Annotated in this window: 21 protein-coding genes; 8 read left to right on the top strand and 13 right to left on the bottom strand. The window is 61.9% G+C overall.

The features are described 5' to 3' along the window. Window positions 1-157: 157 nt before the first annotated feature. The 3 genes from RGQ15_RS14940 to RGQ15_RS14930 all read right to left on the bottom strand — a co-directional run bounded on the left by RGQ15_RS14940 (window position 158) and on the right by RGQ15_RS14930 (window position 2,521). On the bottom strand, window positions 158-853 hold the full coding sequence (locus RGQ15_RS14940) for a photosystem reaction center protein H (protein ID WP_311161296.1): 696 nt from the start codon (window positions 851-853) through the stop codon (window positions 158-160). Window positions 854-1,332: 479 nt separating this feature from the next. Then, window positions 1,333-1,839, bottom strand: a complete 507-nt coding sequence (locus RGQ15_RS14935) for a DUF305 domain-containing protein (protein WP_311161295.1) — start codon at window positions 1,837-1,839, stop codon at window positions 1,333-1,335. 331 nt (window positions 1,840-2,170) lie between these two features. Continuing rightward, a complete protein-coding gene (locus RGQ15_RS14930; RefSeq protein ID WP_311161294.1) occupies window positions 2,171-2,521 on the bottom strand; it encodes a PRC-barrel domain-containing protein in 351 nt (116 codons plus the stop codon). 368 nt (window positions 2,522-2,889) lie between these two features. On the opposite strand from RGQ15_RS14930, the gene RGQ15_RS14925 reads away from it, so the two are divergent. From RGQ15_RS14925 to RGQ15_RS14905, 5 genes are all read left to right on the top strand, one after another. After that, window positions 2,890-3,369 (top strand): RNA polymerase sigma factor, encoded by a 480-nt coding sequence (locus tag RGQ15_RS14925; RefSeq protein ID WP_311161292.1) that lies wholly within the window; start codon window positions 2,890-2,892, stop codon window positions 3,367-3,369. A gap of 341 nt (window positions 3,370-3,710) precedes the next feature. Continuing rightward, window positions 3,711-4,430: a Crp/Fnr family transcriptional regulator gene (locus RGQ15_RS14920; protein ID WP_311161291.1), complete on the top strand. Its 720-nt coding sequence runs from the start codon at window positions 3,711-3,713 to the stop codon at window positions 4,428-4,430. 12 nt (window positions 4,431-4,442) lie between these two features. Then, window positions 4,443-4,691, top strand: coding sequence for a DUF6894 family protein (locus RGQ15_RS14915; RefSeq protein WP_311161289.1), 249 nt, complete (start codon window positions 4,443-4,445; stop codon window positions 4,689-4,691). A 542-nt stretch (window positions 4,692-5,233) separates the two neighbouring features. After that, a complete protein-coding gene (locus tag RGQ15_RS14910) occupies window positions 5,234-5,398 on the top strand; it encodes a hypothetical protein (RefSeq protein ID WP_311161288.1) in 165 nt (54 codons plus the stop codon). 99 nt (window positions 5,399-5,497) lie between these two features. Continuing rightward, entirely contained in the window at window positions 5,498-5,971 is a 474-nt protein-coding gene (locus RGQ15_RS14905; RefSeq protein ID WP_311161286.1) for a sigma-70 family RNA polymerase sigma factor, read from the top strand. Window positions 5,972-6,423: 452 nt separating this feature from the next. On the opposite strand, the gene ku is transcribed toward RGQ15_RS14905, so the two are convergent. The 6 genes from ku to RGQ15_RS14875 form a co-directional block, all read right to left on the bottom strand. Next, window positions 6,424-7,224 carry a non-homologous end joining protein Ku gene (gene ku, locus RGQ15_RS14900; RefSeq protein WP_311161285.1) on the bottom strand — a complete coding sequence of 267 codons (801 nt, stop codon included), beginning with the start codon at window positions 7,222-7,224 and terminating at the stop codon, window positions 6,424-6,426. A gap of 4 nt (window positions 7,225-7,228) precedes the next feature. Next, entirely contained in the window at window positions 7,229-7,462 is a 234-nt protein-coding gene (locus RGQ15_RS14895) for a hypothetical protein (RefSeq protein ID WP_311161283.1), read from the bottom strand. A gap of 96 nt (window positions 7,463-7,558) precedes the next feature. After that, the gene (locus RGQ15_RS14890) at window positions 7,559-7,732 is read right to left on the bottom strand and encodes a hypothetical protein (RefSeq protein ID WP_311161281.1); all 174 of its coding nucleotides are present in this window, start codon (window positions 7,730-7,732) and stop codon (window positions 7,559-7,561) included. A 185-nt stretch (window positions 7,733-7,917) separates the two neighbouring features. Continuing rightward, the gene (locus RGQ15_RS14885) at window positions 7,918-8,913 is read right to left on the bottom strand and encodes a DNA topoisomerase IB (RefSeq protein WP_311161280.1); all 996 of its coding nucleotides are present in this window, start codon (window positions 8,911-8,913) and stop codon (window positions 7,918-7,920) included. Window positions 8,914-8,916: 3 nt separating this feature from the next. Next, a complete protein-coding gene (locus RGQ15_RS14880; protein WP_311161278.1) occupies window positions 8,917-9,135 on the bottom strand; it encodes a hypothetical protein in 219 nt (72 codons plus the stop codon). Window positions 9,136-9,148: 13 nt separating this feature from the next. Continuing rightward, window positions 9,149-10,006: an SDR family oxidoreductase gene (locus RGQ15_RS14875; RefSeq protein WP_311161277.1), complete on the bottom strand. Its 858-nt coding sequence runs from the start codon at window positions 10,004-10,006 to the stop codon at window positions 9,149-9,151. Between the two features lie 311 nt (window positions 10,007-10,317). On the opposite strand from RGQ15_RS14875, the gene RGQ15_RS14870 reads away from it, so the two are divergent. The 3 genes from RGQ15_RS14870 to RGQ15_RS14860 all read left to right on the top strand — a co-directional run bounded on the left by RGQ15_RS14870 (window position 10,318) and on the right by RGQ15_RS14860 (window position 14,871). Beyond that, a complete protein-coding gene (locus RGQ15_RS14870) occupies window positions 10,318-10,785 on the top strand; it encodes a pyridoxamine 5'-phosphate oxidase family protein (RefSeq protein ID WP_311161276.1) in 468 nt (155 codons plus the stop codon). A 195-nt stretch (window positions 10,786-10,980) separates the two neighbouring features. Continuing rightward, window positions 10,981-12,090: an NAD(P)/FAD-dependent oxidoreductase gene (locus tag RGQ15_RS14865; RefSeq protein ID WP_311161275.1), complete on the top strand. Its 1,110-nt coding sequence runs from the start codon at window positions 10,981-10,983 to the stop codon at window positions 12,088-12,090. Between the two features lie 408 nt (window positions 12,091-12,498). After that, window positions 12,499-14,871: a glucose/quinate/shikimate family membrane-bound PQQ-dependent dehydrogenase gene (locus RGQ15_RS14860; protein ID WP_311161273.1), complete on the top strand. Its 2,373-nt coding sequence runs from the start codon at window positions 12,499-12,501 to the stop codon at window positions 14,869-14,871. A 252-nt stretch (window positions 14,872-15,123) separates the two neighbouring features. On the opposite strand, the gene RGQ15_RS14855 is transcribed toward RGQ15_RS14860, so the two are convergent. From RGQ15_RS14855 to RGQ15_RS14840, 4 genes are all read right to left on the bottom strand, one after another. After that, the gene (locus RGQ15_RS14855) at window positions 15,124-15,684 is read right to left on the bottom strand and encodes a cytochrome b (protein WP_311161271.1); all 561 of its coding nucleotides are present in this window, start codon (window positions 15,682-15,684) and stop codon (window positions 15,124-15,126) included. Between the two features lie 32 nt (window positions 15,685-15,716). Beyond that, the gene (locus RGQ15_RS14850) at window positions 15,717-17,090 is read right to left on the bottom strand and encodes an ATP-binding protein (RefSeq protein WP_311161270.1); all 1,374 of its coding nucleotides are present in this window, start codon (window positions 17,088-17,090) and stop codon (window positions 15,717-15,719) included. Beyond that, complete coding sequence (locus tag RGQ15_RS14845) at window positions 17,087-17,806, bottom strand: response regulator transcription factor (RefSeq protein ID WP_311161269.1); 720 nt, start codon at window positions 17,804-17,806, stop codon at window positions 17,087-17,089. The genes RGQ15_RS14850 and RGQ15_RS14845 overlap by 4 nt, the downstream gene beginning before the upstream one ends. A 91-nt stretch (window positions 17,807-17,897) precedes the next feature. Then, window positions 17,898-20,156 carry a FepA family TonB-dependent siderophore receptor gene (locus RGQ15_RS14840; RefSeq protein WP_311161268.1) on the bottom strand — a complete coding sequence of 753 codons (2,259 nt, stop codon included), beginning with the start codon at window positions 20,154-20,156 and terminating at the stop codon, window positions 17,898-17,900. Between the last annotated feature and the right edge of the window lie 90 nt (window positions 20,157-20,246).

Below are 20,246 nucleotides of genomic sequence, written 5' to 3'. Positions count from 1 at the left end.
AGGCTCGTTCGGTCTGCACGGGACCCGAGCCAGGCGTTTGGGCCGCTGGCCATGCATGGGATGGCCCAGAACATTGCGATTTCCGTTCGGTTCAGGCAGCCCCGCCAAGCAGGCCGAAGCGGTATGGCCACTCCGGCCTGCGGTCTGTCAGCCTTGGTCAAGTGGGCTCTTCGGCGTCGAATTCGGGCAGCTCCATCACCTGTTCACGTGTCCAGGGCAGGTAGATGCGCAATTCCTGATCTTTGCGATACGTGACGAGTTCCTCGACGGGCACAGCAACACGATGTTCGCCCATGCCAAGAAAACCACCGACATCAATCACGGCCTGGGTGATTTCGGCTTCGCCAAGGTCTGTCGGCGTGCCCTCGGCGGTCTGGACCGGCGGGGTCATGGCGTCCGTTGGCGTGGTGGTGCTGCTGCTCGAGCCGATGCCGCTCATCGTTCCGTCCTGCGAGGTCGCGCCAGTCGCAGGCGTCTGCTCGGCCATGTCGGGTGCGGCTGCGCTATCCATGTCACTGCCCATGCCCGCATCGGCGGCCGTCTCGCCAGCGGGCTTGCCCATGTCCGAGGACATTTTCATCGAGCTATCCTCATTGGCAAAGACCAGGCCGTGAACCTCGCCGATTTCCTCGCCGGTCGCGTCATAGACCGTGGCGCCGTCAAGGTTGTCCGAAGTAAAGACCACGTCCTCGGCGGCAAATCCTTCCGGCGCGATGATCTGGATATGCGTCGTGGTGACCATGGTGGCGGCCGGTTCGGTGTCACCGGGTTCGGCAGGCTGGTCGGACTGGGCGTTTGCAGTCGCACCCATCATCAGCATGACAAGTGCGGTGGTGGTAAGGGTCCGTTTCATTCTCTCCTCCCCAAAGTATGAATCAGGGTTTTCGAACCAGCAACCTGCAGGAATGTTCCTGATTTTCCCCGGCAGCGTCGGTGCCGGTCGTCACGATGGCTGGATTGTTCGCGGCTCAGGTGGGTTCGCGCGTTCGGTTTTTCGCGCGACTTCGGGGCTGAAAAGATGCGGATCGAGCTCGTGCCGCCCATCCAGCAGGGCTGAATTCAGGCTTCGTCGCGATCAAAGATTGGATTTTTGGAAAGTCAGCAACTGGCCGCCCATTATTGGCCACTTTTAACGACTACCTTCGCGAGATGTCGGGGCAGTATGATGTTTCTGGAAGCGGATCCGCTATGCCGTCCCAATGCTGCTGCTGCCTTGGTGATCGCAAAGCATCGCCGCGCGACGGCAAATCCCGGACAGGCAAATTCTTGATCCTCGCGGCGCGTGCGCTGGCAGACGTGGAGTCCGGCCTCGCGCCGGGAAATTGAGGCGGATTACTTGCCGTCGATCTCGGGCGTGGCCTTGGGGCCACCTTGCAGGTCGCGGATCAGGGCCTCCATCTCGGCGATCTCGCGGGTCTGCGCTTCGATGATGCTGTCGGCAAGCGCACGGACGCGCGGGTCATCGATATCAGCGCGGCGCGAGGTAAGGATGGCGATGGAATGGTGGGGGATCATTGCCCGCATCCAGGCAATCTGGTCCACGCTGGCCTGGCTGCGGACCATTAACACGCCCAGAATAACGGCAATCGCAGCCACCGCGACCACGACAAGGTTACGGCGCCTGTCGCGATACATGTGCAGCATGAATCCCAGCATGACCAGCGCCATGGCTCCGCCCATGTAGAGCGCCATCCACGCGCGGGTCTGGCTGAAATGGACATGCGCCAGTTCCCAGGTATTCAGATACATCAGCCCAAACATGACCAGGGTCGAGGCTGAAATCATGAGGGCAAAGCGCAGGTAGGCCTGCCCTGGATGGTCGTCGTGATCGTGTTTCATCTTCCTACTCCGTTGCAGTTCCTCACGAACCCAACCGGGGTGGCAGGAAGATGTTTCCCGATCCTTTGTTGCCCGGCGCGCGCTCGGCGGGCTTTCATCGGCAGACTTGTGCCGCTAGCTAGCCATCGAAAGCACGATCTCGGCCGAACCGCCCTGCCCCTGCTGTAGCCTGGACCGCGAGTTTCAGCCCTGTGCGATCGGGTCGGCGTCAGGCATGACGGCGCGCCAGGAGCCTGATGCACCCTTCACGACTTCGCCCCGGGCCCCGGCCGCATCCAGCGGCCAAAGCATTCGGTGTCATCGCATCAGAAGCGCGGGATCGGAATTGCGCTCAGATCCAATAGGGCGCGATCCCGTAATATTCGAAGGTCCGTGTCTCCCATTCGCGGTCGCCGGCCCAGTTCTCGCTGCGCGCCGGTGCGCCGGTCAATTGCGCCTCGGTGATGTCGGTGACGAACCCACCCGCCGATACGTCATAGGTAAGAGCATCCCAGGGAATCGGCATGTGCTCTTCGCCCAGGCCGAGGAAACCTCCGAACCCCATCACGGCATAGGCGACATTGCCCGACACCTTGTCGATCATCAGGTGGTCGATGGTGCCGACATTCGAACCGTCGCGGCCATAGACCGCGGTCCCGTTCACATCGGCCGAGGAAACAAGCGTTCCGGTCGTATCAGTCATGGTGATGTCCTTTCCGAAAGTGGGCGCGCCCCGCAGGGCATTGTGTCCGGGCGGCGGCAATCCGCGGCATCCCGTTCCAAGCCTGCCCAACCCGGGATTTCGGATTTTGTTTCCAGCAGGTCGATCACGCTTTCGTCCACGCCAGTAGCTGGCCTGCACGAATGGACCCGCCTTGCGGCTTGGAACCCGGGCAGTCAGCCCGAGCCGCGCCATGCTGATAGATCGGCCGGGCAGATTGAATGCCGAAAGCCACCCCGCCTTTATGGAAGGGCCCCAGCAATTGCGCGCGGGCCCCACAATTGTTGGCGATCCCGCTGGCCGGCCGGGCCATTCTCATGGCTTGACGCAACAAAGAAAGACAGGCCCAGTTGGACACGCACTTTCCGAACTTGCACGACGACCTCGACGCATTGCGCAGCTATGCGCGGCTGGTTTGCCCGAACAGGGACAATGCAACGCAATTGCTCGAGCAGACCCTCGTTGAGGCGATCACCATGGCAGAAGGCAACGTAGCTGGCGTGGGTCGCCCCGGCTGGCTCTTGCGGCTGGTCTGCGATCTTGCCCGCCGTCGCGGCTGCAAGAATGATGCGCCCGACGGAAGTGATGATCCGATTGTCCGGGCGCTGCATCGGCTACCCTTGGCGCAGCGCGAGGTCATCGTGCTGGTCGATGTGCTGAGACTTGAGCCGCAACTTGCGGCCGAAATCCTCGGCTGCACAGAAATCGACTTGGGGATCAGGCACACCGCCGCGCGGCGCGCGCTGAAGCTGCTGCTGCCTGACGACAACCTTCCGCTCGGTGTGGGAGATCGAGGAGAAACCCGCGCCAAAGGGGAGAACTTACCCTGAACGGTTGGCCGCTGTCGCGCAGCTTGACCCTTTCGATCGACAGGCGCGGCTGCGCTTGTGCCATGCTGGCGGGTCCGGTGCTCGTCGATCTTTCTTCTCAGGAAGGCCACCAGCAATGTCCGTCGACCACGATGACGCCAATGCGGTTGAAAGTCCTGGCAGGTTCCTTGACAGGGCCCTCGGGTCGCTGCGGGTAACCGGCAAATCGGAAGGATTTTCCTGCGCAACTTTCGGCAATCCTGCTTTATTCTATTCGGAGTTCCCGCCATGCAGGCAGGATTCGTCCCCACGACACGGGAACCATCCGGCATCTGTCGGGTTCATCGCAGTCGCGATTCTGGATGACGGCATTTCCGATGCAGAACATGGTGACGCGAAAACTGGAAAACGGTGCCCGTCTCGATCAGCGGGACAGGGAGCGACTTGCCGAGCTGGTTCGAGGTTGGCGCGCGCTGCCGCCGCGGAGCGACATTATCAGCCATGGCGACGATCCGGAATTCGTGCATGTCATACTGGAAGGCATCGCATGCCGTTACAAGATTCTGCCCGACGGCCGGCGCTCGATCATGGCGCTGTTGATCCCGGGAGATTTCTGCGACATGCACGTGGCAATCCTGGGGAGGATGGATCACGGCATTGGCACGCTGACCCCCTGCCGCGTGGTCGATATCCCGCGCTCGGAAATCGAGGAGTTGTTGACCGATTACCCCAACATCGCCCGCGCCATGTGGTGGGCCACACTTGTCGACGAGGCAGTGCTGCGCGAATGGCTGGTCAACATGGGAAAGCGGCGGGCGGACCGGCAGATGGCGCATCTGCTGTGCGAGCTTTACCTGCGCTATGCCTCGATAGGCTGGAACGGGGATTTCTCGCTGCCGATGACCCAGGAACAGCTTTCGGATACCCTGGGCATCACCGCTGTCCATGCCCAGAGGGTAGTCGCCGGCCTGAGGCAAGACGGCCTGATCGGGATCGAGGAACGGCAGATCACCATTCCCGACATCGCGCGGTTGATGGAATTCGCCGAGTTCGATCCCGACTACCTTCATCTTCCGTCATAGTGCGAGGACGCCATGCCGCGGTATTTCTTCGACATCGATGACGGAACCCGCCTCATCGAAGATGACACGGGCCTGGATCTGCCCGACAGCCAATCGGCACGTCGGATGGCCATCGCCGTCCTTCCGCCCATCGCAAGGGACGTGATGCCGAACGGCGACCGGCAATGCGTCTCGGTTCTGGTCCGCGACGCCCGCGACGCTCCGGTCTTCAGGGCAAGGCTCGAACTCGTGGCCGAATGGCTGGACCGGTCTGCCGCCTAGCAATGACGGCGGGCGAATTAATTGCCAAGCGCGGGAACATTCTCACTGGTTCCCGGTTTGGAGGGTCTCGTCGGGTCGGGACGATAGGGCAAGCGACGCTGGACACAGAATGTCGTCAAGGCCCGGCACCGGAAGACCGCACCCTCGGACGGGGCGCGGTCGGCAGGGTTGGGGGTAAACTTCGCCTGTTTGCAGCCCCCGGCCTGAAGACGACTTCGATCGCTTTCCGGCAATCTGATCGAAGCCCGGCAAGTCCATCAGGGGGAGGAGGTCCGGGGATGATCGCAAGATGATCCCCGGACTTCTCGATATGTCGACGCGTGAGCCACCTGCCCTTCCCCCCGCCCTTTCGACGGCGCGCGCAAGAAACTTGGGAACATTCGCCACGCGACCCGGTTCGGGCCACTGACATGGAAGAAGGGCCCCAAGTACGGCCGGTCTACGTCGGGCGAAGCTTCTCATTTTCCTGGCAGGCGTCGCGATACGACCGGGCGGCGAGCTGCCCGTTATGGCGGGCTATGACAGGGGGTATGAAAAGACAGATGGGATATTCGATGCATGAAAAGGACAATGGCCCGACCCTGGGTCCCGAACTGGACAAGGCCCTGTCCGAGCTTGTGGGTCGGATACTCAAGGAGCCGATCTCTCCGCGCCTGCGTGAACTTGCCAGCCAGTTGGCAAGGGCCCTTGAAAAGCCGCAAGGCTGAAGAGGTGCGCCGACGGCGCTTGAAACCGGCCCGGTCCCGGTCCCGGTCCGAACGCAAACATTGTTCCGCATTCTTCCTGTTGAAGCGAGGAGAAGGTCCATGAAGGATGACATCCTTGAGCAGATTCCCGCACTGCGGGCCTATTCCCGCGCGCTGTGCAGATCCGTGACGGATGCCGAGGATTTGGTTCAGGAAACCTTGCTGCGCGGGATAGAATATGCCGACAGCTATCAGCAGGGCACCAATCTGCGCGCCTGGCTGTTTACCATCATGCGCAACCGCTTCTATACCAATTGCCGGAAATCTGCCCGCGAACAGACCGGAGGCGTCGATTGCGTGTCGCCTCTGCCGCAGGTCCAGCCGGGGCAGGAATGGCACATGCAGGCAATCGAGCTCGGCGCCGCTTTGCGCGACATGCCCACGCATTACCGCGAGGCCATCATCCTTGTGGGGGCATTCGGCGAAAGCTATCTTGATGCGGCGCGCATACTTGATTGCGACGTTGGCACCATCAAGAGCCGCGTCAACCGGGCAAGGCAGATGCTTCGCCGTGTGCTCGAACCCGAACTTTAGCAGAGCCCGGGAAAATTACGAGCGCCCATTCCTTGAACTTGCAGTAGCGGGCGATATCGTAAGGCTCGGTCGCCTGCGCCGCGGCGATCAGCCCTGCATCAAACGCCGAACTGCCCTTGAACAATACACCGATCAGCACGAGAACGCCAACTTACGCCTTCAGGATCTGCTGACCTTCAGCCTGGGAGTTGCGGCGAGCCCTTCTTCTGAACTCCGCCTCGGACAAGAAGGACTTCCGCGCCGAGCCGAAACAGACCCAAATGCGCGATGCCGGTCTGGGGCAAATGAAATTGCCATCAAGGGAATGGAACCTGACTGATGAATAGGCCGCGGGGGCTCCATGGGCGGCGCCACATTGCGGACGTCGGTTTGTCACAAAATCTCTTGCGAAGCGCTTTTTGATAGGTCGTCAGGGGCGAAAACACTCAACGCTGCCCGCGAGCACAGCGGGCCTATTTGCGGTTGCGCTCGGCGGCAATGCTTTTCTTCAGAGCATCCATGATATTGATCACATTGCCTGACTCCTCCACGGTCGCAGGCCTGACGGGGCGTGACTTCTTGGAGGCTTTTTTCTTGGCAGCTATCAGCTCCAGCAGGTTGTCCTGAACCGGGTCCTGCACGAGCCCGTCATCCCAGTCGACCGTCTTCTGGCGGATCAGGTTGGCTATCAATTTCATCAGCCCCGGTTCGGGCTTGCCTTGGTCCATCTCGGGGAAATAGTCGCGTGCATCCCTGACCTCGTCGCCATATCGCAAAGTCCAAAGGACAATGCCCTTCGACCGCGGCTCAAGCATGACCGCGCGTTCACGCCGAGCCAGGACAAGACGCGCGATCCCGACCTTGCCCGTCGCTGCCATCGCATCACGGATGACCGAAAACGCCTCTTCGCCGATCGCGTCCGAAGGGCTCAGGTAATGCGGCTTGTCATACCAGATCCAGGCAATACTCGCGGCGGGAACGAACATCTCGATATCGATGGTGCGGGTGCTTTCCAGGGCGATCGACTCGAACTCGTCGTCGTCGATCAACACATGCTGGTTTTCGGCTTGCGGATAACCCTTTGCCTGATCGTCGCCTTCGACAGGCTCGCCGCTGATTTCGTCGACGAACCGGCTTAGCACTTGATGTCCGGTGCGGGCGTTCAGGGTGTGGAACCTCAGTCTTCCACTATCGGTCGTCGCCGGCGTCATGGTTACCGGGCAGGTCACCAGAGAAAGCTTCAGGTACCCCTTCCAGAAGACCCGAGGTGCCATCGCCCTAATTTTCCGGCGCGCTGGCATCCGGCGAAGCCGTGGCGGCCGGATCTGCGACCGAAGCGGCATCCGGCGCATCGGTCGTGACCGCGCTGCTGATGGCGTCTTCTTCCGCGGGGTCGTCGGCTCCGATCCACCAGACCAGCGCGATCGCAGCGACCACGAGCGCCAGAATGATTCCCACGATCGACGCCGGATGCCGGCGCGCCGCGCGTTCTGGATCGGTGTTATGCGACATCGCCTCTCTCCTCAGTCATTCGTCAAAAAATTCCGATCACATAAAGCAGGATGATCACGATGACGGGGACGCCCAGAAGCCATGCAACAATACCCTTCATGTGGAACTCCTTTTCGGTGTCGATGCGTCATCCTCGGGCCGATAATCAGGCGAGGGCTTGGGTTTTTCGGGCCCACCTTCGGGCAGCTGCCGTTCGCGCTCCATCCCCGAGGGATAGGTGTCGCCGTCCTGCCCGGGCTGATCTGGCAGGTGTTGCTTGTCGTGAAGCATCACTTCTCCTGTCCGGTTCTAAACTCTCTGGAACAAACCCCAAAGCCACCGGCAACGTTCGCTCAAGATTTCGTGATTTGACGCGCGAGGGGTGGATTTATCCATCTTTTAAGTCGCTTGAAGCTGCGCAAGGAAACCTTGGAGTGGAGTGTCCCACCCCGGTTCGCGCCCATTCCCGACGCGAACTATAGGGGACCAGCAAGATATGCCAGCAGTCCCGCTTCGCTGCGGCGCAAGCCATCGGTCGCCGGCCGCGCGAGCCGCTCGAAAAGTGATGCCCGGTCCTGCGCGTCCTGCTCGGCCAGTTCCAGGACACGGGGATGGATGTAGGATTTTCGACATATGGCCGAGGTATTGAAAAGCCGTTCGGCCGCGGCATCTGCCAGCATGCGGATGCTGAGCCGACTATCGGGCGGCAGGTTGGCAGCCAGTTCGAAGGCCGCCAGAGTGCCTCCCCAGGTGCGAAAGGTCTTGGCGGTCATGCCTTCGCCCGCGATTTCGGCGAGATATTCGTTGACGTCCTGCGAATGCAGGCTGCGGGCCTCGCCGTCATCATCCAGGTAGGTGAAGATGTTGCGCCCCGGCAGGTCACCGATCTCTTGAAGGATACGGTTAAGCCGCTTGTCACGCAGGACATGACGGCACATCTTGCCGCCCTTGGCGCGAAACTTGAGTTGAATCAGCCCCTCATCGCTCAGGCTCAGGTGCCGCGTCAGCAGGGTAGAGGCACCAAAGCTTCGATTCGCGGCAGTATAGGCGGGATTGCCGATGCGCAGGCAGGTTCGATCGAGGAGCAGCACGAGCGCCGCAAGGCTGAAATCCCGGTCGCCCACCTCGCCCTGCAGATCGCGCCGAAGGCGTCGGCGCAACGCCGGCAGGGCGCGCCCAAACTCGGCCAACTGGTCGTATTTTGTGCGTGCTCGGGCCTCGCTCCAGAGCGGGTGATAGCGGTATTGCTTGCGACCCCGTTCGTCCCGCCCGGTGGCCTGCAAATGACCGTTCGCCCGCACACAGATCCAGACATCGCGGTAGGCGGGAGGCACACCAAGCGCCTTGATCCGGGCAATCTCGTCGCGGCCGAGGGTATTGCCATCGGGGCCGCGATAGCTGAACCCTTTCCCGGCCCTGCGTCGCGAGATGCCAGGCTCACGATCGGAAACGAAGACCAGCCTTTCCGGCATCTTTCAGTAATTCGCCGGAGGATCGCTGGCCGGAAAGGACTCGTCGCCCTGCTCGTCGACCCTGTCCCATGTTTCGGGCGGCTCGTCCATGGCGTCGGGCCCGGCGTCGCGAATTTGCTCGGGCTGCGGCGGCGAAAGGCGCGAGCGGCGCGCATCCAGGGCAGCTTTCAGCAGGAGCCCCACTGCGATGCCCAAGCCAAGCCGTAGTAGCTTGTGTCTCATCATCGATCCTTTCTCAGATCATCGGCATGCCGCCCGTCACGGCTATGGTTGCACCCGACACATAGCTCGACATCGGCTCGGCAAGCATCACATAGCTCGATGCCAATTCGACCGGCTGGGCAGGCCGCTGCATCGGATATTTCCCACCGAATTTTGCCACATCCTCGGGCGGGAAGCTGGCGGGGATGAGCGGCGTCCAGACCGGGCCGGGCGCGACCGCGTTCACGCGGATACCCTTTTCGGCAAGCATCTGTGCCAATCCGGCGGTGAAATTCTGGATCGCGCCCTTGGTCGTGGCATAGGCCAGCAAAGTCGGGTTCGGCTTGTCGGAATTGATTGAGGCGGTGTTGATGATCGCCGCGCCGGGGGACATATGCGGGACTGCCGCCTTGGTCAGATGAAACATCGCATCGATGTTGACTGCAAATGTCCGCCGCCATTCCTCGTCCGAGATTTCGGCAATCTCGTCGAATTTCATCTGATGGGCCGCGTTGTTCACAAGAATGTCGATGCGGCCGAACCGCTGAACCGTGCGTGCGACCACATCACGGCAATGCGTCGGATCGCCAAGATCGCCAGGAAGCAACAGGCATTCGCGGCCGGCCTCGGTCACGATGGCTGCGGTGTCTTGCGCGTCCCCGCTTTCATCCAGATAGGCGATGGCCAGATCCGCTCCTTCGCGGGCATAGGCAATGGCCACGGCACGCCCTATCCCGCTGTCGCCGCCCGTGATCAGCGCGACCTTGCCGACCAACCGACCCGTGCCGAGCCAGGACTTTTCACCATGATCCGGGCGGGGCTGCATCTTCTTGAAACTTCCGGGAAGCTCTTGGCTCTGCTCGGGGAAGGGAGGTCTGGGATAGTCGTTCATGCAAAATCCTCCTTGGACGGACCGGCCGCTCCAATAGACATTCAGCGGGCGGTTCGGGGATGCGTTACCCGCAAGGAAACCCGTGTTCGGCTTCCTTGTTCCCTTCCTCGGTCAAGATGTCGGCAGCGGGAACCTTGATCAGAGACAGACGTTTTGACCCGCATCGGGCGAGCCAACGCTAGCCCCAGACCCGGCAGGACATGCCGCTTTCGAAAATATCAGCCAGCCCGCTTGTCACGGCCTGCAGCCGTTGGCCTGCGCACGCCACCCCGAAACAAGACCGCGTTCGGCAGAAAGAAATGGAGAATGAGATGGAAGAGCAGATCTTTTGGAAACGTCTCGACGGGATCAATGCGGGGATGCTGGGCACCCGCGATGGGATGAAAATGGTCCCGATGTCACATTATGCGGACCCCGATGCGCGTGTCCTGTGGTTCATCACGGCGGAAGGCACCGATCTCGTAGGCGAAGTGCAGGACGGGGCCAAGGAAGCACTCCATATTATCGCAGATGCTTCGGGCAAGCTTTTCGCGCAGATCGAGGGGCGGCTCGAACTTTCCTCAGACCGCGAAAAACTCGATGAGATCTGGAGCAGCGTCGCCTCGGCCTGGTTCGATGAAGGCAAGGAAGACCCCGATCTTCGGCTGCTGAGGCTCAACCTGACCAATGCCGAGATCTGGTCCACCACCGGCGGTATCAACTTTCTCTACCAGATCGCGAAGGCCAACCTGACCGGCGACGAGCCTGATATCGGGGACCACTTCCGGCTGACTTTCTGACCCTGCCTTGCAAACTGAGAAATGCAAGACGGCCATTCTTCCACGTGCATTTTGGGTGCCGGCATGAACGTGAATTTGTCCAAAAGTCAAACTCGCACGAAACAACGTCGACTGCATCTGGACAAGCCATTCTGGGCGGCGACCAGGTCGATCAGCGCACCCGCAATCAGACGGCCCTCCGCAAAGTCGTGGGATGTGATTATCGTCGGAACCGGGATCAGTGGTGCCCTTATGGCCGAGGCATTGTCGCGCCGTAAGCGTCGTATCCTGATCCTGGACCGAAGGGTGCCGGTGCGCGGATCTAGCCTTGCCTCGACCGCGATGATCCAGCATGAAATCGACGTGCCGCTGCATCGACTGGCGGAACGGATGGGCGAGGCTAAGGCGGCGCAGGCCTGGCGGCGTTCGGTCCGCGCGGTGCGGGATCTTCGGGATCTGGTGGCGAGATGCCAGATTTCCTGCGACCTGGAGGCGAAATCGGCCCTGTACCTGACCGGCGACGAAATGGGGCAGCGTGCAATGCGAACCGAGTTCGAAGCCCGACAGAGGGCGAAAATCGCATGTGAATTTCTTGACCATGCAGAACTCGGACGACGCTTTGGCATCAACCGCACGGCTGCGATACTTTCGGACGCGTCTGCCTCGGCCAATCCGGCGCAATTGACGGCCGGTCTGCTGCAACTGGCAGTTCAACGCGGGGCGGAGATCGTATCGCCCTGCGAAATCACCGACATGGCGGAAGCGTCGGGAAGCGTCGCGCTTGCAACGGCCGAGGGCTCGATCCTCACGGCTGGGCAGGGCGTCTTTTGCACAGGCTACGAGTTCCTGCCGGTGATGCAAAGCAGAGCCCATCGGATCACCTCGACCTGGGCCATGGCGAGCGAACCCCGGATGGCGCGACCGGCCTGGCTGGACGAATTTCTGGTTTGGGAAGCCGCCGACCCCTACCTCTATTTCCGCACTGCGCGCGATGGTCGGATCATTGCGGGCGGCGAGGATAGCGATGCGCCCGATGCCCACGGGGACCCGGCTCGCCTGCATGCCAGCGCAGCCCGCATCGCCGCGAAGTTGCACGCATTATGCGGCATCGAGATCGGCACGCCCGCCTATATTTGGGCGGCACCCTTCGGCGACACGGTCGACGGGCTGCCTATCATCGACCGGGTTCCGGGCTGCGAACGCGTCCATGCGGTGATGGGGTTTGGTGGCAATGGCATCACCTTTTCGATGATTGCGGCGCAAATCGTCGCCGCCCGCCTTTCGGGCAAGAGCGATGAGGACGAGGGTCTGTTCGCCTTTCGGTGATGAGATCGGAGTTCACGGTCGAGCCTGGATCACCGGGACAGGGGCCAAAGCCGGTGGAACCCATTCCACACGACCCGCAAGGTGCCAAACGTCCATCGGCAACAACACCTCCGGCTTGCGCTCTACCGGGCCCTTGCGGCGGGGGTGCCTCGACAGCTGGATCTTTCTTCACACCGATCTGAGCGGTTCGACATGAGGAACAAGCCGAGACGTCGCGACGTTTTGTTTTGAGTTGTCAACGAGCCGGTGGAGATATGAAGGCTTTCATTACCGCAGCAGTCGTTGTCGCCATCCTCTTGATCGTGGCGATGCTCTCGATGCGATCGGGTCCGGATCCGGCCGAACCACCTCCCAGCAGCGGTAACCCGCACGCCATCCAACAATGACCTTCCATCAAGAAATGGCAGGATGATGATCATAGCTTTAACCGGAATTATCTTTTCACTCATCGGCTTGGCGCTGCTTGGGCTTGGCGCTTGGCTGGTCTGGCTTGGCGGCAGTCCGGCCTATGCCCTGCTCGGGATCGCCACTTTGGTCACTGCGGCCCTTATCTTTCGCAGGGATCAACGTGCGCTTGGCCTTTTCGCGGTCACGCTTGTTCTGTGGTTGCTCTGGGCCATTTGGGAAGTCGGTTTCGACTGGTGGCAACTTGCGCCCAGGGGTGGCTTGCCTGTCCTGATGGCAATCTGGCTTTGCCTGCCCGCGTTTCGCGAACATCTGACCGGCCGGGTGATCGACGGCCATATCCGCGTCCCGCCCAGCGGACTGGGGATCGGCCTCGCCGTCGCGGCTTCGATCGGAGCGGCGGGCTACGCGATGCTGCAGGACCCCCATGACATTTCTGGGAACCTGCCGACCGCGAAGGCGACTGATACCCCCGCCCTTGGCAATGAGATGGCCGCGGGTGACTGGCATCAATATGGCCGCACGAATTTCGGGCAGCGATACTCTCCGCTGGAAGAAATCACCCCAGCCAATATCGGAAATCTGCGCGAGGTCTGGCGCTATCAGACGGGTGACGTGAAGCGCCCCGATGACGTCGGCGAAACGACCTATCAGGTGACCCCCCTGAAGGTCGGCGAGCGTCTCTACATTTGCACGCCGCATAACATCGCCATTGCGCTGGATGCGGCAAGCGGCAAGGAGATCTGGCGCTATGACGCGAATTCGGGCATGAATCCCGACCGGCAGCACCAGACCTGCCGTGGCGTGACCTATTGGAACATGGGCGACATGCCCGCATCGTCGCCCGAGACGGCCGAGGCCGCGCGGGAATGCCCGACGCGGGTCTATCTGCCCACCGCCGATGCCCGCCTGATCGCGCTCAACGCCGAAACCGGGCAACCCTGCGAAAGCTTTGCCGAGCGGGGCGCACTGCATCTTGAAGCAGGGATGCCCTATAATCCGGCGGGTTACTATTACTCGACCTCGCCCCCGGTTGCGGTTGATGGCAAGCTCATCATCGGCGGCGCAGTGAACGACAATTTCTCGATCTATTCGCAATCCGGCGTGATCCGCGCCTATGACATCGCCAGCGGCGAATTGCTGTGGAACTGGGACAGCGCCAATCCCGAGGACACCACGCCGATCGACCTTGCCGCAGGCGAGACCTACACCGCCAACAGCCCGAACAGTTGGTCGGTCTTTTCGGTCGATGCCGAACGCGGTCTGGTCTTCATCCCTTTGGGAAATCAGGTTCCCGACCAGTTGGGCATGGGTCGCTCCGAGGCCGTCGAGAAACATTCCTCGTCCATCGTGGCGCTGGATGTGGCAACGGGCCAGGAGAGGTGGGTCTTCCAGACCGTGCATCACGACCTCTGGGACATGGATGTGCCCGCCCAGCCCGTGCTGATCGACCTGACCATAGATGGCCAGACCCAGCCCGCCCTGGTCGGCCCTACCAAGCAGGGCGATATCTATGTGCTGAACCGCGAGACAGGTCAGCCGATCCTGCCGGTGACGGAAGAACCCGCGCCCTCTGGCGCGATCCCCGAGGATTACACCGCACCGACGCAGCCGACCTCGGCCTTGACCTTCAAGCCCGATCCGCTGCGCGAGCGGGATATGTGGGGCATCACGATCTTTGACCAGCTGATGTGCCGCATCGACATGCGCCGGTTAAGGTACGAAGGGCGCTACACGCCGCCATCGCTCGAAGGCACCATCGTCTATCCGGGGAATTTCGGCGTCTTCAACTGGGGAAGCGTCGCCGTGGATCCCGAGCGTCAGGTGATGTTCGGCATGCCGACCTATCTGGCCTTCACATCGCGGCTTGTGCCGCGCGCCGACATTCCCCCGAAAGAGGCCGGCGCGACCGCCAGCGAACAAGGGCTGAACCGAAATGAGGGAGCGCCCTATGGCGTGGTCATGGGGCCGTTCCTAGGCCCGCTGGGCATTCCCTGCCAATCCCCGCCATGGGGCTATGTTGCCGGTGCTGACCTGACCAATGGACAGATCGCGTGGAAGCACAAGAATGGCACCGTTCGCGACATGACTGCCCTGCCATTGCCGATCAAGCTGGGCGTACCGGGCATCGGCGGGCCGATCATCACCAAGGGCGGCGTCGTCTTCCTTGCGGCGGCGGTGGATGACTATCTGCGGGGTTATGACCTGACCTCGGGCAGGCAGATCTGGCAAGCGCGCCTGCCCGCCGGTGGGCAGTCTACCCCCATGAGCTATGAGGTGGATGGCAAGCAATACGTCGTCATCGTAGCGGGCGGTCACGGATCGATCGGGACAAAGCCGGGTGACTATGTGATCGCCTATGCCATGGACGAGTGATGCTGAACTGCTGGCCGACATCACCTCGGCCAGCAGCACGCCTTCTTGACCAAGATCAGAAAGCCTTCGATGCGGGTACGTATGGCTTGCGAGTGACCCATGACGGGTGGTCACGGGGCGAAACAGGCCCGCGATCCAGAGGAGGCCAAGATCTTGGGGTCGCACAGCCCAGATACGATTCAGCCAGGGTTAGCCGCAGCGCCGCTTCTCGTCCCTGTGCCAGGTGGGTGAGACGGTGAGGGCAGTTTGCCGTCACGACCCTGCCCGCGTCATCCGAGCCAGGGTACCGTCGCGCCACATGGTCTCGTGGATGCCGACCATGACGACATGGCCAAGGATCAGCGCGCCAAGCACCCAGCCCAGTTCACCATGCAGCAGCCCGCCCAGATCGACCATCCAGCCGATTTCGGTCGCACGGGCCGGAAAAATCTCGAAGCCGAAAGGGGCAAAGGCACGTTCACTGCCATAGGCGCGAAGCAGGGCGACGCATGGCACCATGACCATCGCGAGATACAGCAGCCCGTGACCAGTGACCGCCGCAATGCCCAGCAATCCGTTGCCATGGCGCGGGCGATTGCGGCGATTGACCACCGCCCAGATCACGCGCAGCACAATCAGGACGAACAGCACCGTGCCGACCGGCTGATGCGATCCGACCAGGGGGGCTAGAAATGGCTGGCGGCCAAAGATCAGTTTCAGCCCCATGCCGAGAAACTGCCAGGCCAGAAGCAGGGCGATGCTCCAGTGCAACCATCGGGTCACGCGGCCATAAACGTCGACCGTATCAAGGATGGGGGTGCTGGGTATGGTCATTTCTGGTCCTTGGATCTGGCTTTGCTGTGGTTTCAAACTGGTAAGAACTGATGGCCATCGCAGCCTGCCTGGCGGCTTGGCGTTGTCGGCAAATGAATCTCGACGCTGAGACCGCCCTGCGAGCGGTTGCGCAGCGACAAGCTGCCGCCGTGGTGGCGGATCACGTCGCGCGCGATCGACAGACCCAGCCCTACGCCGCCGGTTTCGGTCGACCGGCTGCCCTCGCCGCGGATGAAAGGCTCGCAGATCTGGTCCAGAATCCTTTCGGGGATGCCCGGGCCGCCGTCCTCGATGCGGATCAGGGCCGAGGCATGATCACACGAAAGACGCACCAGTGGCGCACCAGCGTAGCGCAGGGCATTGTCGAGAATATTGCCGATGGCGCGGCGCATGGCGACGGGCCGGACCGCCAGATGCAGTGGCGCGGTCGGGGAGTAGTCGATGCCGCGATCCGCGCAAAGCTGCGCAAGCATGCGGTCCAGATCGCTATCCTGCGCGTCTTCGCCCGGACTTCCGGTGCCTGCGGCATGCAGCAATTCCTCGGCCATGACGGCCATCTCGTCGAGAACGCGGATCATCCCTTCCCGCTGTTCCTCATCGTCAAGCAGCTCCGCGCGGATGCGAAGGCCGGTTATCGGCGTCCGCAAATCATGCCCCACGGCCGCAAGCAGACGCAATCTGTCGGTCTCGAACCCCGCGATCCGGCGCTGCATGTCATTGAAGGCGGCGGCGGCCTTTCGGATTTCGCTTGCCCCCCGCTCGGCAACACGAGCTTTACGTTCGCCTCGCCCCGCCGCGCGCGCCGCCTCGGCCAGATCGCTGAGCGGAAGCGTCATGCGTCGGATGAAAATCCCGCCCACGATCAGCGTGCCCAGAAGGGACGCCGCGAGCGGCACAAAAAAGCCCATCTTCCACTTCCAGGCCTGCCGTGAAGGCAAGGGATAGGCCAGCGCATTCAGCCAATGCCCGGCGAGGAAACCCTTTTGGAGACGGACCGAGACAAGCAGCAACGCCGCGCGATCCTGCCCGCCGCGGGGCGGGCCGGCCTCGTGGATCTCGATCGCGCGATCCGGAACATTGAGCATCAGCTGCGCCTCATGATCGGGAAGCCGACGGGTATGGGGCATCTCAAGCGGGCCGGGTTCGACCGAAAAGCGGGTAAAGCCGGTCGAGCTGCGCTGCGGCAGCGACAGGGCCGTGGCAGGGTCGGCATGTTCCAGCGCCTCGACCAGCGCGGCGAGCCGATGCGCGTCGCCCTGAAGTCGCATCGCCCGGTCAAAGGAAGTGCCCTCCCGCGCGAGGAGAAACGCCGCGATCAGGTTTGCGCCCAGAAGCGCCAGAACGAGCAGGATCGCGAACCGGGCCGCCAGCCCGTCCGGTTTCAACCTTGCGAGCAAGCCCTTCACGGCAATGCCTCGACCTCGGCAGCAAGCCGGTACCCGCCGCCCCATTCGGTCACGATCAGGACGGGGTGTTTCGGGTCCTGCTCGATCTTGTGGCGCAAGCGGCTGATCGTGTTGTCGACGGTCCGATCATAGGCGCGTGCCTCTCGGCCATGAAGCAGGTCCAGAAGCCGGGCGCGGGATTGAACCTGACCCGGCTGGTCCAAGAGCAAGCCGAGCAACCGGTTCTCGCCGCTGGTCAGGTCAATGCTGTTTCCATCGGCAAGGATCACGCACCGGCGGTCGGGGTCATGGATCAGCCCGCCGAAGCTGCGGCGCATCAGGATGAGGTCGCGCTTCTTGGGCGGGGCGCGGCGCAGAACGGCGCGAATGCGGGCCAGCAATTCGCGCGGATCGAAGGGCTTCGACACGTAGTCATCGGCCCCAAGCTCGAGCCCCGTCACGCGGTCCTCCTGTCTCGTTCGGGCGGTCAGCAGGATCACCGGCAGGCGACGGTCAGCAGCAAGCTCGCGGCAGAGGCTCAACCCGTCCTCTCCCGGCATCATGACATCAAGAAGGACGAGGTGCACCGGCTCTTCGGACAATGCGCGGCGTGCCTCGCCGACATTGGCGGCCAGGCGCGTGCGCAATCCGTGGCGGCGCAGGTAGACGCCCAGAGGCTCGCGGATTTCGCGGGCGTCATCGACGATCAGGATCTTGGGTTCCTTGACTTCGGTCATTGGAGACAACTGGTTCAGCAAATCGCAGGGCGGCGGCACCGGAAGTGCCGCCGCAGGTCTTTCGGCCAAAGGCGCCAAGGCGCCTTCGGAATCAGAAGGTCGAGGTCAGCGTCATGTAGAACGCACGTCCGGGTTCATTGAAGGTATTCGCCCCCTCGCCGGAATCCGTCCTGAGAACCGTCTTGTCAAAGAGGTTCGAGATCCCCGCCGAGAGCCGTGCCTGTTCGGACATATCCCACGTCCCGCCCAGATTGACCAGTGTATAGGGATCGCGCGAATCCGGGTCCTCGTAATCCGCACCGGTGGTCGGGTTGACCGAGGTGGCCTCGATCTCGCCGTAATGGGTGGCGGCAAGGGTCACGGTAATCGCATCGGTGGCAAACCAGTCGAGCGACGAGTTGATCGTATAATCCGGAACAAGGCTCAGCGGCTGGCCGTTCTCCATCTCGGATTTGATCATCTTGGTGAAGTTCGCGTTGAAGGCGAAGCGATCGCCCAGCGGCGTCGAGAAATTGCCCTCGATGCCCGAGATCACCGCATTCTTCTGGTTCTCCCAGCGATAGAGCCGGTTCGTCTCGGCCCCGTCATTATACTGATAGGTGCCCGAGCCGATGCGATTGTCATAATCGTTGTGGAAGAAAGTCAGGCTGCCGTTGATGCCGGTCTGGCCCTGATAGGCGACGCCGATTTCCTTGTTCCAGCTGCGCTCGGCTTCGAGGTCCGGGTTGCCCAGCACATAGCAGGGGCCGCCGACCTGTTCGCCATCGATATAGGGGCAGCCGTTCCCGCGGGTGCGATAGACATAGTTCGGGTTCAACTGGAACAGGTTCGGGGTCTTGAAGGCCCGCGCCACGCCCAATTTCAGGGTCCATGAATCGTTGAACGCATATTCGGCATTCAGGCTGGGTGACCAGTTCGAGCCGAAATTGTCGTTGTAGTCGAAGCGCAGGCCGGGTGTCAGCGTCAACTGGTCCGACCATTCGATATTGGCCTCTGCGTAAAGACCGATGGTGTTCTGCTGGGTGCTCGGGTCGCGGTTGGCCGGATCGGCATCGACACCGCTTTCTTCGGCAACGCCGTCGTCCTGGATCTCGTTCGCGATGGAATGGGGGTCATCCATGAATTCGCCTCGATATTCCGCGCCGAAGGTCACACGGCTGGCACGTTTGGCCACCGTCATCGGGAGAATCCATTCGGATTTGGCGGTGACGTTATCAAGCGTAATGGTTTGGAAGGCCGGGGCATCATCCTCGCCGTCGCCATCCGTATCGACACAGGTCATGTCGATACTGTCCTCGGGACCACCCGAAAGGCCCGAGCAGAGGCGCGAGTTACGAGTATTTTCCCATTGCAGGTAGCTGTTCGATTCACCGAAGCCATATTCACCGCGATGGGTGATCGCGAGGGTGTTGCGATACATCCGGTTGGTTTCCTCGCCCAGGAGCGAGTTGTATTGCTCGTCGGTTACCCCGGTGCGCGTGTCACCCGCGTAAAGGTTGCCCTGACGCGAGAAGTTCCATTCCAGATCAATCTCGTGGCCCTCGATCCCGTGCCAGGTCAGGAGCGTGCTTATGTCCTTGTTGATGACGCCCTCGGTCCCGGCCATCACGACCTCTTCGCCGTCGTCATCCAATTCGGCGGGATTGATGTCGGCTGAATCGGGTTCAGAGCGGTTGTAATTGCCGAAGATACGGAAGGTGAAGTCCTCGCCCGCCGGTCCGGCCAGCATGAAATTCGTTCGGTTGGTTGCCCCTTCCTTGCTGCTTTCGGGCTGGGTCGTATGCATGCTGACCTGCCCGGTCAGGGTCTCGGGACGCTTGGTGATGATGTTGACCACCCCGCCCGCCGAGCCAGAGCCATAGCGCGCCGCCGCGGGGCCGCGCAGGACCTCGATGCGTTCGATCATCTCGGCCGGAACCCAATTCGAATCGCCGCGCGTGTCGCGTTCGCCGCCGCGGCTCATCTTGACCGCGTTGCGCGACATCACGGGCTTGCCGTCGATCAGGATCAGGGTGTTTTCCGGTCCCATGCCACGGATGTCTATCTGGCGGTTGTTGCCACGCTGGCCGCTGGTATTGTTGCCGGTCAGGTTGACCCCCGGCATCTTGCGCACGATTTCCGAGATGTCGTTCACAACCGGGGCCTTTGCGAGATCACTCTCGGTGATCACCGAGGCACCCAAAGCCTGCTTGTTCTGGTCTTCGGCGGACAGGACGACGGTTTCAAGAACCACCGCGCTCGGCTCCGGCGCGGCGGCCTCTTGCGCGATCGCGGCCCCGGCAAAGACGGGAAGTGACATGAGAAGACAGATTGCCGTGCCGGTGGCAGGGCGCATGAGGGGCGTCGCCATTTGATTTTCCTGGAATGTTTCTGGAAGATTGCTGGCGGCGAGGCGGGCTGCCCGCTTCAACCATTTGTGACCGCGTGCTTCAATGGCTGC

The organism is Paracoccus sp. MBLB3053 (assembly GCF_031822435.1).
In the GTDB taxonomy this organism is placed as follows: domain Bacteria; phylum Pseudomonadota; class Alphaproteobacteria; order Rhodobacterales; family Rhodobacteraceae; genus Paracoccus; species Paracoccus aurantius.
This window is presented reverse-complemented; position numbering and strand designations above follow the sequence as displayed.